8 protein-coding genes and 1 CRISPR repeat array are annotated in these 13,237 nt (G+C 69.6%); of the genes, 1 reads left to right on the top strand and 7 read right to left on the bottom strand.

The features are described from left to right. Positions 1-6: 6 nt before the first annotated feature. The 5 genes from EDC29_RS04865 to EDC29_RS04845 are packed head-to-tail and all read right to left on the bottom strand — an operon-like array spanning position 7 to position 6,493. Entirely contained in the window at positions 7-1,125 is a 1,119-nt protein-coding gene (locus EDC29_RS04865) for a LuxE/PaaK family acyltransferase (protein WP_132228814.1), read from the bottom strand. Continuing rightward, on the bottom strand, positions 1,122-2,432 hold the full coding sequence (locus EDC29_RS04860; RefSeq protein WP_132228812.1) for a phenylacetate--CoA ligase family protein: 1,311 nt from the start codon (positions 2,430-2,432) through the stop codon (positions 1,122-1,124). Before EDC29_RS04860 ends, EDC29_RS04865 begins: the two co-directional genes overlap by 4 nt. 4 nt (positions 2,433-2,436) lie before the next feature. After that, positions 2,437-3,801 carry a phenylacetate--CoA ligase family protein gene (locus tag EDC29_RS04855; protein ID WP_132228810.1) on the bottom strand — a complete coding sequence of 455 codons (1,365 nt, stop codon included), beginning with the start codon at positions 3,799-3,801 and terminating at the stop codon, positions 2,437-2,439. Continuing rightward, a complete protein-coding gene (locus tag EDC29_RS04850; protein WP_132228808.1) occupies positions 3,791-4,993 on the bottom strand; it encodes an MFS transporter in 1,203 nt (400 codons plus the stop codon). The genes EDC29_RS04855 and EDC29_RS04850 overlap by 11 nt, the downstream gene beginning before the upstream one ends. 6 nt (positions 4,994-4,999) lie before the next feature. Beyond that, entirely contained in the window at positions 5,000-6,493 is a 1,494-nt protein-coding gene (locus EDC29_RS04845) for an ATP-binding protein (RefSeq protein ID WP_165913435.1), read from the bottom strand. Between the two features lie 371 nt (positions 6,494-6,864). Here EDC29_RS04845 and EDC29_RS04840 point away from each other — a divergent pair, with 371 nt between their 5' ends. Further along, the gene (locus tag EDC29_RS04840) at positions 6,865-8,520 is read left to right on the top strand and encodes a methyl-accepting chemotaxis protein (protein ID WP_132228804.1); all 1,656 of its coding nucleotides are present in this window, start codon (positions 6,865-6,867) and stop codon (positions 8,518-8,520) included. 22 nt (positions 8,521-8,542) lie between these two features. Here EDC29_RS04840 and EDC29_RS04835 read toward each other — a convergent pair whose 3' ends face one another. Together EDC29_RS04835 and purT are read right to left on the bottom strand one after the other, a co-directional pair. Next, entirely contained in the window at positions 8,543-9,478 is a 936-nt protein-coding gene (locus EDC29_RS04835) for an AEC family transporter (RefSeq protein ID WP_132228802.1), read from the bottom strand. Positions 9,479-9,625: 147 nt separating this feature from the next. Continuing rightward, positions 9,626-10,810 (bottom strand): formate-dependent phosphoribosylglycinamide formyltransferase, encoded by a 1,185-nt coding sequence (gene purT / locus EDC29_RS04830; protein WP_123140857.1) that lies wholly within the window; start codon positions 10,808-10,810, stop codon positions 9,626-9,628. 444 nt (positions 10,811-11,254) lie between these two features. Further along, positions 11,255-13,227: direct repeats of the CRISPR family, unit length 32 nt; unit sequence GTTTCAATCCACGCGCCCGTATTGGGCGCGAC. Positions 13,228-13,237: the final 10 nt, after the last annotated feature.

The following is a 13,237-nucleotide window of genomic DNA, read 5'->3' as shown; positions in this document are numbered from 1 at the left end:
GCTCCCTCAGCTCTTGAGCAGCTCGGCGGCGGTGATCGCGCAGCCCTGGTGCTTGGCGACGCCGGCGCGCCCGATGATGTCGAGCGTGTGCCCGCCGCGCCCGCAGGGGCAGCCCTGGTCGACGATCGCGTAATCGGTGGCGAGCACCGACAGCGCCGGCTGCGCCAGGTTGTAGGGCGAGATCACCTGCAGCAGTCCCGGCTCGCCCCGCCCCAGCGGCTCCAGCCCGCCGGGGCGGCGGGTGAGCGCGCGGGCATAGACCGGGACGTGGAAGCGCCCGGCCTCGCAGGTCATGTAGGGCACGCCGTGCTCGACGAAGCCGTAGACGTCGTGCTGCGCCTCGGGCGGGATGCCAAGGTGCTCAGCGGCGACGGCGGCGAAGCGCGCGCGCGGCACCGCCTCGTCCTGGGCCGCCTTCCAACCGCCGGCGAGGATCATCAGGCTGCCGGGCGGGAAGGCGATGCGCAGCTCGCGCGCCGCCATCTCGCGCAGCATCCGCCAGGCGAAGGCGGGGAAGCCGATCACCCGCAGCGCCAGTCCGCTCGCGGCGAAGCGCGCGAGCTGCTCCAGACACTCCTCGACCCGGAACACCGCCGCGCCCTCGGCGTCGGCGTGGATGGCGAAGAAACGCTCGGCGGCCGGCGCGAAGGCGGTATAGCGGCTGTGCGCATGGGCCGCGCCCTTGCCCCCGGCGACCTCGGGCGCGTAGGCGAACACCAGATAGTTCGCCGGCTCGCTCGACTCCAGCCCGAGCCCGCGCACGATCGCCGCGCGCATCGCGTCCTGACGCGCCATCGAGCCCTGGTCCCAGGCGATCTGGCTCTGCTGACCGCTGGTGCCGCTCGAGGTGAAGGTGGCCACCAGCTCGCGCTCGGGCACCGAGAGCAGGCGATGGCGCTTGAAGACGTTGACCATGATCCAGGGCAGCTCGACGAGATCGTCGATGCGTGTCAGGCGCTCCGGCGCGAAGCCCTCCTGCTCGCAGAGCCGGCGATAGGTCGGACAGTGGGCGATGTGGTGGGCGCAGACCTCGCGCACGGCGGCGAGGAAGCGGCGGTCGGCCTCCGCGCCGGCGGCGAAGGCATCGAGTTCGAACAGTGCGTCCAGCGAGGCGATCGCGCTCATGATGCGGGCTCCTCGACCCTCAGGTCGTGCAGATGGCGGACCTTGCCGGTCACCGGGCTGCGCTCGAGACTGCCGAGCGCGACGAAGCGGGCCTCGAGCCGCGCCAGATAGCCGCGCTCGCGCGCCACCCCGAGCTCGGGGATGGCCGTCTCCAGCGCGCCGACCAGGGTCTCGGCGTGGGGCGCGGCGGCGGTCGGGGCGCCGGCCTCGACCACCAGTTCGAGGGCGATGCGGTTGGCCTCGTCGGCGATGCGCAGACAGTAGTTGGGGCTGATGCCGTCGCGCCCGGCGACCGTCTCCACCGCCCGCTCGACCACCGCCATGGCGACATAGGCGCCGCCGAGCTTGAAGTCGTCGCCGGCGCGCCCGGCCAGGCGCAGCACCGGGTTGCGATCGCCGCAGGCGCAGGGCTCGCCGGTATAGCAGCCGCGATCGCCGATGCGATAGCGCACGATCGGCTGCGAGCGCCGCGCCAGGTTGGTCACCAGCAGCTCGCCCTCCTCGCCGCTCTCAGCGACCCGTCCGCGCTCCATGTCGACGACCTCGATGAGCTGGAAGTCGCTCGGCACGTGATAGGCATTGGGCGCGCAGCGGCGACACTGATAACCCATCAGCCCGGCGTCGGCGCTGGTATAGGCCAGGGCGTGGATCTCGACCTCGGCGCCGAAGGCGCGCTGCAGATGCGCCCGCACCGCCGGGCTCATGTGCTCGCCGGCATAGGCGATCAGCCGCAGCCCGGGGAAGCGGATGGCGTCGCGCAGCGCCAGGTCGGCGAGGAACACGAACAGCGTCGGCAGGCTCAGCATCACCGTCGGCTGGAACTCGCGACAGAAGCGCAGCACCGTCTCCACCGGGATGTTGGCCGAGATCGGCAGGTGCAGCGCGCCGAGGCGCTTGATGATCTCGTGACCGCCGAGGAAGGACGGCCACAGACTGCCGGCGACCAGCAGGTTGGCCACCCGGTCCTTCGCCCCGACCCCGATCAGCGCCAGCGCCCGGGCCTGTTCGGCGCAGAAGCGATCCCACTCGGCATGGGTGAGCACGGTATAGCGCGCCATGCCGCTGGTGCCCCCGGTCGAGGTTACGATCATCCCCTCGGGCGGCACGGTGAGCATGGTTCCGGTCCGCGGCCAGGCGTTGTCGTAGAGCTCCTGGCGGCTCAGCACCGGCAGCGCGCGCCACTGCATCCAGTCCATCGGCACCGGCATGCCGGCGTACTTGGCCGCGAAGAAGGGCGCGGCCAGCGCGGCGTGCCAGATCTCGCGGGCACGTCCGAGCTGGTGCGCGGACTCGATCCAGGGAAACATGCGGCTACTCCTCCTCGTCCAGGATGAAACGGTGCTTGACGCTCGGGTCGAGAGCGGCGATGTCGCGCAGCTCGACCTCGATCAGCGACCCGCCGGCGGCGGCGCAGAGGTTGTCGTACTTGGCCGCGAACTCGAGGCTGTGCTCGCGCAGGAAGGCGAGCAGGCGCTCGCCGTAGTCCTCGGCGCGCCCCGCCCCGTCGCGGGTGAAGACCCGGAAGAACAGCCGCGCGACGCCCGCGCGCTCGCGCCGCACCACCTGGAACAGGCCGCCGTAGCCGAACGCCTCGGGCAGGCCGAGGAGGAAGTCGCCGATCGCCGCCACCGGCAGGTTGGTGCCGTAGAACACCAGCGCGTCGCTGACCCGACCGTGGACATAGAGGAGCTGCTCGGGCAGCGCCGCGAGCAGCGCCTCGGGCAGCCCCGCCACGACGGCGAGCTGCGCGCGCGCGAGCAGCCCGCCCTGGTCGCGGGTGTTGTAGCGCACCAACGGGATCAACTGGTCCTTGGTAACCACGATCTCGCCGCCGATGATCTCGATCAGCGCCTTGGGCGTGGGCGCGAGCAGCATCGGCGCCTCGGCGCGGCCGAACAGCGCCCGCAGCCGCTCGGGACGAGGCGCGAGCCACTTGCGCAGCGCGATGGTCGCGGCGGTCTCGACGCCGAGATCCCCGGTATCGGCCGAGCCGTAGCCGGTCCAGACGCAGAACGGGGCCTCGACTGGGTGGCCGAAGTCGCGCGCCACCTGCTCGCGGAAGCGCTCGGTGAAGAACTCGCCGACCACCGGGAAGGCGACGCTGCCCGGGGTCAGGTCCGGGCAGTGCGCGCGCAGCAAGGCGCCGAGCAGATTGATGTTCGACGGGTTGGTGAGGATCAGACACTGCTCGAACTGCTGATGGAAGCGCTGATACAGCGCTGCGGCCTCGCGCAGGTTGAGCCCCGGGGTGGCGACGGTGATCGGGTGACGGGCGCTGGCGGCCAGGGTGCGCAGGGCCGCGGCCAGCTGCATCCCGCCGATCCAGGTACCGAGGGCGAGACAGACCATCACCAGGGTGCGCCTGCGCTCGATGCCGTGATGCGCGATCAGCATCTGCTCGATGGCGGCGACATAGTCGCCCTCGTCGGCCGGGCGCTTGGGCCAAAAGGTCGAGCCGCCGCGGCTGAACCCCGAGGAACTGCCGATCAGGTGGCAACCCTCGAGACTGCCGCCATGACAGAGCGTCTCCACCGGATAGGCGAGCAGATAGCCCTGCTTGTCCATCAGCGGCAGCGCCGCCCAATCCCCCGGCGCGCTCAACCCGGCCGCGGCGAGGAAGCGGCGATAGGCCGGCACCGAGTCGTGGACCGCGCGCACGAACTGCTCAGGATTCAACGCACACCTCCTTGAGGGCTTGCAGCCGGGCAACCCAGAGCGTGATCAGCAGCATCACCGCCGCGCTGACCAGCAGGGCCCCACCCGGGCGGATGAGATCCGTGACCACGCCCATCACGCCATAGGCCAGCGGCTGCAGCGACAGCGCCAGGGCGGTCACCAGGGCCATGATCTTGCCCCGGCTGGCATCCTCCAGCAGACGCTGGAACAGGGTGATGAGGGTGATGTTGATGGCGCTGAGCCCGACCCCGACCCCGACGAGTCCGGCCCCGGCGAGCGCCAGCCAGGGGCTGAGCGCAACCACCACGAGACACCCGGCCATCACCAGGAACCCGGCGAGCACCACGCGGCGCTCGCCGGGACGATGCCGCGTCGACAGCGCCAGCGAGCCGCCGAGCATCCCCGCGCCGAAGCAGGCCATCAGCAGCCCCAACCCGGCGGCGCCGGCGTCATGGACGCCCTCGGCCAACACCGGGGTGACCACGGGTACCGCGGCGAAGAAGAAGTTGACCACCGCCACCGGCCCCATCAGCGCGCCGATCAAGGGAGCGCGACGCAGCGCCTCGCGCCCCGCGCGCAGCTCCGACCAGAACCCCAGGCGCGGCGCGACGCGGCGCGCCGGCTCGCGCACCGAGGCAATGAACAGCGCCGAGAGCAGGAAGGAGACGGCATTGATGGCGAACGCCAGGGCGACCCCGATCAGCGCGATCAGGGCGCTGCCGAACAGCGGTCCGGCGACCGCGCTCGCCCCCACCAGCAGCTGGCTGGCGGCATTGGCGCGCAGCAGCGCCGCGGGCGCGACCAGCCCCGGCACCATCGCCAGCGCCGCCGGGTTGAAGAAGGCCGAGGCGATCGAGATCACCACCGTGGCCGCGATCAGCTCGGGCAGCGCCAGGGCGCCGCCGTGGGCCAGCCAGGCGAGCGCGCCGACCACCAGGGCGCGGACCAGATCGGCGCAGATCATCACCAGACGGCGCGGGTAGCGGTCGCAGACCATCCCCGCCAGGGGCGCGACGAGGATGCCGGGCAGCGAGGTGGCGATGAGGATGACGCCGACCGCCGAGGCCGAGCCCGACCAGTGATAGACCAGCCAGATCAGCGCCAGCGAGTGCACCCGGTCGCCGATCTGGGAGACCGCCTGCGCCAGCCAGAAGCGCAGGAAGGCGGGATGGGCGCGAAACAGCTCGAGCACCGGCCGTTACCGCTCGACGCGCCGGCGGTCGCGCTCGACATAGTCGAGCAGCCGCCGGGCGAAGGGCGCGACCAACTCGACCCGATCGAGATCGAGCGCGGTGTCGACGTACTGCAGCCGCAGCACGTCCTCGCCCTCGTCGAAACAGGGCGCGAGACCGCCGTAGAAGAAGCCGAGCCGCTCGGCCGCGGCCACCGCCGCCGCGCAACCGTGATCGCTCAGGCGCACGGTGAGATAGAGCACCCGCGCCCCGGCGCGCCGACACAGCTCGTTGCGCGCCGCGCGCAGCGCCTCGGCGACATCGTCGCCGACCCGTTCGAGACGGATCATGCCGAGATCGAGCGCGCTCAGATAATGGGCATCGAACCGGCTCGCGCCGGCGCTGCCGCCGGGCTCGCCGAGACGCGCCGGGATGCCGCTCTCGGCATAGGTCTCGAGCAGGATCTCGCGATGGTGCGTGGGGGGCAGGATCAGCCGCTCGGGCGGCGGAGCGAGCGGCTTGAAGTAGAGCAGACAGCTCTCGCGCTGCGCCGGGCGCTCCTCGGCCATCGCGCGAAAACGCAGGTTGCCGGCGAGGAAGGCCAGCGAGAGCGCGCAGACATGGGCGCCGAAGCGCTCGTTGACCTTCTGACTGAAGGGATGGGTGGTCACCGGCTGGCCGAACAGCCCGCTCAGCCCGCGTTCGCGCGCGAGGGCTTCGAGCCGCTCGCGCATCCGCTCCATCAGCCGCCGCCCGCGATGCGCGGGGTCGACCACCGCCATCCCGGTCTCGGCCACGGCGAGGCGCGAGGCGCCGAGCTGACCGAGCCCGCCGAGTTCGAGCGCATAGTGCCCGACCACGGTGTCGGCGGCATCGGTCGCCACCACCGAGATCAGTCGACCGGCGCGGTTGAGTTCACACAGCCGGTCCGGGTAGTAGAGATCATCGCTCGGGTGGGTATAGCCATAGGCGCGATAGACCAGCCGCGAAACCTGGTACCAGTCGCCGTCGCGCGCGGCGCGGCGCACCGTATAGGTCTGCTCGGGTGCACGGGCGACGGACTCGGCGAACGGCTCCAGCGGACGGGCATCGAGATCGGCGCGGGCGACGATATCGGCCTCGGGGCGGTTGAAGACCAGCCGCAGCCGATTGCCCTCGCGCCCGCGCGACTGCCACTGCGCGACATCGGCGGCGGCACGGATCATCTGCCGCTGCAGACCATCGAGATCGATCTCGTCGACCCGATCGAGCACCGCGCGCGACGGCGGATCGGCCTGCGGCGTCGGCGGCGCCTCGCGATCGTCGAGGGTGAGGGTGAGGGTGAGCGGCGTCAGCTCGCCGACCAGCGCCAGCGGCTCGATGGAGTCGGGAGCGGCACGTTCGAGGACGCCGGCCACGCCTTCCTCCACCGCCACCTCGATGGCATTGGTCCGTCTCGAGTCGAAACCGGCCAGCGCCGCCAGCTCGCCGGCGAAGCCACGAGCCACCGGCAATGCCTCGAGCATCGGGGGCAGTTCCAACCTGCACTGCATCGCACCATCGCCAGCCACATCGGCCTCCAGTCGCAGCCCGGGGCGCGCACCGCGCACCCTTCCATGCCCCACCCTGCCGTAATCGTACACAGCATAGTCGGTATTCAGGCATTCCCAAGGGGGCAGGCGAGCGGGAGCAACGAAAGCCGCCGCACATTACACGCAGAGACGACCCGACTTCAGGGGTTCAGACCCCGTTGAGCCATCACCCTGCCGCCACGATCGTCCTCTGCCGCCGACGGCACCCAAGCCCTAGCGACCTGATTGGAAAAGGCCGGAAGCGGTAAAAACCCATTGGACTGATGGCTTGACGCCACCATCTCAACTCCCACCGCCAGACCATCGGGCACAGCAGTTCCATGTGGAGAAAATTGACGATACGTGAGCGATTGATCGCCTTCACCGTCGCGCTATTGATCCTCGTCGGTGGGGCCGCCCTGCTGATCTCGACCCACAGCGCAACCGCCATGGGCCGGCAACTGGTCGATCACACCCTGTCGATGAAGATCGCCGGCGATCTCGAGGCGGCGAAGGTCTATCTCGCCCAGTCCTGGGGGAATGTGCGAATGCAAGCGGGCGTGCTGGTCGATGCCGACGGCGAGGCGATCCGCGAGCGCTTCGAACTGGTCGACCGACTCAGCGAGGATCTCGGCGTACTCGCCACGGTGTTTGCCCGCGAGGGCGACGACTTCACCCGCCTCACCACCAGCATCCGGCTCGCCGACGGACGGCGTGCCGTCGGCACCCGGCTGGGCGAGGCCAGCGCGGCCTTCGCCCCGGTGATGGCGGGCAAACGCTTCATCGGCGAGGCCGAGATCCTCGGCGAACCCTATCTCACCGTCTACGACCCACTCACCGACGAGACCGGACGGGTGATCGGTCTCCTCTTCCTCGGCATCCCCCGCGCTCAGACCGACGCCATCGTCGCCACCGGTGTCGATCAGCTCGAACGCCGACTCGCGGTTGGGCTGGCGCTGATCCTCGCCCTCGGCATCACCGGCGCCTTCGTGCTCGCACAGCTCACCGCGACCCCGATCCGTCAGGTCGCCGGGCGACTCGACGAGATCGCCCACGGCAAGGGCGACCTGACCCACCGGCTCGTGGCCGAGGGACGCGACGAACTGGCCGATCTGGCGCGCGCCTTCAATGCCTTCGTCGACAAGATCCAGCAGCTCATCGTCGAGGTGAACGCCGCCTCGGCGCAGCTGGCCAGCGCCGCCGAACAACTCTCGGCCAACAGCAGCGAGAGCCGCAACCAGGTCCAGCTGCAGCAACGCGAGAGCGAACAGGTCGCCACCGCCATGAACCAGATGACCGCCACGGTGCAGGGCGTCGCGCAAAACGCCAACGAGACCGCACGCGCGGTCAGCACGACGCTACGCGAGGCCACCTCGGGCGAGGCGGTGGTGCGTCACAGCGTCGACTCCATCGACGCGCTGGCCGAGGCCGTCGAGGGCGCCGCCGAGGTGATCAACCAGCTCTCGGCCGACAGCGACGACATCGGTCGCGTGCTCGAGGTGATCCGCGCCATCGCCGAGCAGACCAACCTGCTCGCGCTCAACGCCGCGATCGAGGCGGCGCGCGCCGGCGAGCAGGGGCGTGGCTTCGCGGTGGTCGCCGACGAGGTCCGCACCCTGGCCGATCGTACCCGTCACTCCACCGAGGAGATCCGCGAGATGATCGAGCGGCTGCAGCAGAACGCCGACAGCGCCGTCAAGGCGATGCACGCCGGGCGCGTCAAGGCGCGCGACAGCGTCTCCCAGGCCGGCGAGGCCGGTCAGTCGCTCAAGACGATCAGCGCCTCGGTCGAGCGGATCAGCGACATGACCAACCAGATCGCCAGCGCCGCCGAGCAGCAATCGGCGGTGACCGAGGAGATCAACCGCAACATCACCAACATCGCCCACTCCATCGAGACCACCCTGGGCGGGTCCGAGCAGAGCGCGCAGGCCAGCGATCAGGTCGCACAACTGGCCGCGCAGCTGCACCACATGATGGCGCGCTTCAAGGTCTGAGCTCGCGCCCGCGCGCCGGCCATCACAGCAACAGTGCCAGCACCACCGAGAGACTGAGGAAGGAAAGCGCGGTGGCACCCAGGAGCGCCCCGCTGGCCAGCTCGGCGTGACCGTAGCGGGCGCCGAGGACGGGAAAGATGGCGAACATCGGACAGGCGGCGATCAGGATGGCGGCGCGCTGCAGGTCGGGATCGAACGCCGGCAGGGCCAGCACCATCGCCGCCACCAGCAGCGGGTGCAGCACCAGCTTGGCCAGCGCGACCTGCCCGAGCTCGCCGAGGCTGGCGTGGAGACGGCTGCCGACCAGGGTCGCACCGACGAAGAACAGCGCCACCCCCGCCGCCGCCTGTCCGAGCAACCCCAGCGCCCCGCTCAGCCCCGGCGGCAGCCTCACCTCGAACAGCGCGAGCGCGAGACCGAGGGTGATCGCCAGGATCAGCGGGTTGGTGACGAGCCGCGCTACGATCAACCGCGCGGTGGCCCGGGCGCCCGGCGCCCGCCCCTGCCCGGTGCCGAGTTCGAGCACGCTCAGCACCAGCGGCATCAGCACCAGGTTCTCGAACATCAACGCCATGGCGAAGCCGGCCACCGGCGGCTCGTCGAAGGCCTGCAGCAGCAGCGCGTAACCGATGAAGGCGCTGTTGGAGAAGGCCGAGCCGAGCGCCTTCACCGCCGCGCGATCAAGCCGGTCGCCCCGACCACCCCGAAACCACGCCAGCATCAGCCCGTAGGTGAGCAGCGTCCCGGTGCCGTAGGCCAGCAGGAACCCCGGCTCGATCGCCTGACGCAGATCGGTGCCGGCCAGGGTCGCGACGATCAGCGCGGGCATCGCGACATGGAGCACGAAGCGCCCCAGCACCGCCGTCGCCGCGCGCTCCATCACCCCCAGCCGCACCGCCACATAGCCGGCGACGATGACGGTGAAGACGGGGACGACGATATCGAGGATCGCGGTCATCGACCCGCGCCCCGACCACCGCTCGCGCCGCACCGGCAGGCGGTCGAGACGGGCGAGCGACCAACGGGCCGCGCCGCAGACCGCTCAACCGTCGCGGCCCGCCCGCGCCGGTCGCTCCCCGCAGAGGACATCCGCCCGCGCCGCGCCCTAGTCGAGCTCGACACGCACCCGCGCGGCGGCGCGCAGCGCACGCGCCTTGGCGTCCTCGACATCGGTGCCACGCGCCAGCGCCACGCCCATGCGACGCCGCCCCCGCACCTCGGGCTTGCCGAACAGGCGCAGATCCGTGCCCGGCTCGGCGAGGGCCTCGGCCAGATGGGTGAAGCGGGGCCGGGGCGACTCACCCTCGACCAGGATCACCGCCGAGGCCGCCGGACCGTGCTGGCGGATCTCGGGGATCGGCAGCCCGAGGATGGCGCGGGCATGGAGCGCGAACTCCGAGAGATCCTGCGAGATCAGGGTGACCATGCCGGTGTCGTGGGGACGCGGCGAGACCTCACTGAAGATCACCTCATCGCCGCGCACGAACAACTCGACCCCGAAGATCCCGCGCCCGCCGAGCGCCGCGGTCACCCGCGCGGCGATCTCCTCGGCCCGCGCCAGCGCCGTCGGCGTCATCGGGTGCGGCTGCCAGGACTCGCGATAGTCGCCATCCTCCTGGCGATGCCCGATCGGCGCGCAGAAGGCGGTGCCGTCGCGGTGACGCACGGTCAGCAGGGTGATCTCGTAATCAAAGGCGACGAAGCCCTCGACGATCACCCGCCCGCCCCCGGCGCGCCCACCGGCCTGGGCGTACTCCCAGGCGCGATCGAGCTCGGCGGCCTCGCGCACCAGGCTCTGCCCCTTGCCCGAAGAACTCATGATCGGCTTGACCACGCAGGGCAGCCCGATCTCGGCAACCGCCTGCTCGAACGCCTCGCGGGTGTCGGCGAAGCGATAGGGCGAGGTCGGCAGCCCCAGCTCCTCGGCGACCAGCCGGCGGATGCCCTCGCGGTTCATCGTCAGCCGGGTCGCCCGCGCCGTCGGGACGACGTTGAAGCCCTCGGCCTCCAGCTCGAGCAGGGTGTCGGTGGCGATCGCCTCGATCTCGGGGACGATATAGTCGGGACGCTCCAGCTCGATGACCCGGCGCAGCTCGGCCCCGTCGAGCATCGAGAAGCTGTAGGCGCGATCGGCCACCTGCATGGCGGGCGCATTGGCATAGCGGTCGCAGGCGATGACCTCGAGTCCGAGTCGCTTGAACTCGATGACGACCTCCTTGCCGAGTTCGCCGGCCCCGCAAAGCAGGACCTTGGTCGCGTTGGGGGAGAAAGGGGTTCCGATCGTAGGCATGTGGTCTCTGCTTGTCGGGGTGGTGGCTTCAGGATAGATCGCGGCACTCCCGCCAGCCGCAGCCGGTCCCCGCGAGTCACGCGCGACCGCCGCAGCCGCGACGGAGAGACCCCGGAGCAGTCCCAGTCCCGACACGCTCGCGCGCGCCGCTCCGGCAAGGGCGCGACCGATGGTACTCCGCCGACACCGCAGGGATCCAGACGGTATGTCGCAGACGAGCACGAGACAGATCGCCAAACCAACTAGCTGTGCGGTGCGGAACACACAGTCCATCGCGAACACCGCGAGCACTGCGAACCAACAGCAGCGCCTACTGATTTTCGGCATATAGGCATGTTTCGCGCCGTCCGTTTAAGGCGCCCCACGCACTCAACACATCAACCACACTGACCGCCCGGCTTCAATCCACGCGCCCGTCGGCGCACCGATCAGGTGGCGCAGCCAGTTTCAATCCACGCGCCCGTATTGGGCGCGACCCTCCTCACAGCGCCCAGGGCGCCAGTTCAATGGGTGTTTCAATCCACGCGCCCGTATTGGGCGCGACTCGCGTCAGCCCACGAATGGCAGTCGGCGGATAAGGTTTCAATCCACGCGCCCGTATTGGGCGCGACTGGCCGGCATCCTGGAAGCCTTCGGCACCAGGTCTGTTTCAATCCACGCGCCCGTATTGGGCGCGACCGTAGCTGTCGGATCACTTGCAACTCCCTCTCGTCGCGTTTCAATCCACGCGCCCGTATTGGGCGCGACCGCCTTCCTGGGTCGAGCCGAGGGCGAGATCGACGTTTCAATCCACGCGCCCGTATTGGGCGCGACCGGGGCGAAGCCAGAAAATTCTCTTGCGCTTCGATGTTTCAATCCACGCGCCCGTATTGGGCGCGACGGTAACTATCAGCTTCGTATTCGCCAGTGGCATTGTTTCAATCCACGCGCCCGTATTGGGCGCGACTCTGATTCAGGCACCGCAGGCAATACGCCCCAATGTTTCAATCCACGCGCCCGTATTGGGCGCGACGCGGAATTGGCGGTGGTGGTGGCGGCGGGCTAAGCGTTTCAATCCACGCGCCCGTATTGGGCGCGACGCACCGCGAGCACTTCCTCGCGACCGTGAGTAAGGTTTCAATCCACGCGCCCGTATTGGGCGCGACGCCACCGCCACCGCCATCGAGGTGGGGAATTTCGTCGTTTCAATCCACGCGCCCGTATTGGGCGCGACCCGCCACCGCCAACCACGGCCACCCGCAACTGGCGTTTCAATCCACGCGCCCGTATTGGGCGCGACGTCCTGGCTCGGCGCTCTGCCCGAGCAGTTCGTCGGTTTCAATCCACGCGCCCGTATTGGGCGCGACCCATTCCCGGGATGCCGCCGGGCGCCGCACCGGCGTTTCAATCCACGCGCCCGTATTGGGCGCGACGCGATTGCCTCGGCGCTGGTCTCGTGCCCATTCGGGTTTCAATCCACGCGCCCGTATTGGGCGCGACAGGCGGTCGATGCGCGGCATGCGCCACGAGTAATCGTTTCAATCCACGCGCCCGTATTGGGCGCGACGTCCTGCGCGAGCTGCTATCCGACGACGACGAGAGGTTTCAATCCACGCGCCCGTATTGGGCGCGACCAGCCGGTGGCCACAGCGCTGGCCGCGATCTCGCAGTTTCAATCCACGCGCCCGTATTGGGCGCGACGACGTGGCGGGCGGGGCTGGTCTCCAGCGCCCCGTAGTTTCAATCCACGCGCCCGTATTGGGCGCGACATGCTTCAACGCACGACGCTCACCGGGGTTAATTGTTTCAATCCACGCGCCCGTATTGGGCGCGACGCTACACTGATCGAGGCATGCGCCGTCAGACGCTCGGTTTCAATCCACGCGCCCGTATTGGGCGCGACAGGCCGATCGCGACCGTTTCATCCACGGGCACGGTGTTTCAATCCACGCGCCCGTATTGGGCGCGACGGCCGGAATGCTGCAACTGGCCGACGTCGATCTCGTTTCAATCCACGCGCCCGTATTGGGCGCGACCGCTTGTCCCGCACGTCGCCGACGACGATGCACGCGTTTCAATCCACGCGCCCGTATTGGGCGCGACATGGCATACTCGATAATCAGGGTCTCGTAATGGTGGTTTCAATCCACGCGCCCGTATTGGGCGCGACCGGCTGCGCCTGAGGGGCGCTCAATTCTGCCGGGTGTTTCAATCCACGCGCCCGTATTGGGCGCGACTGGTGTCATGGTGATCATTGCATTATCCACCATAGTGTTTCAATCCACGCGCCCGTATTGGGCGCGACGGGGGCTATTGCTTCCAGAGTGATGAGCGTTGCCGGTTTCAATCCACGCGCCCGTATTGGGCGCGACAGATCATCCGGCGCGCGTCGCTGATACAGCTCGTGTTTCAATCCACGCGCCCGTATTGGGCGCGACTCCATTATCG

Source organism: Marichromatium gracile (assembly GCF_004343155.1).
Classification (GTDB): domain Bacteria; phylum Pseudomonadota; class Gammaproteobacteria; order Chromatiales; family Chromatiaceae; genus Marichromatium; species Marichromatium gracile.
The sequence above is the reverse complement of the archived record's forward strand: the minus strand, read 5'-3'. Positions and strand labels throughout refer to the sequence as shown.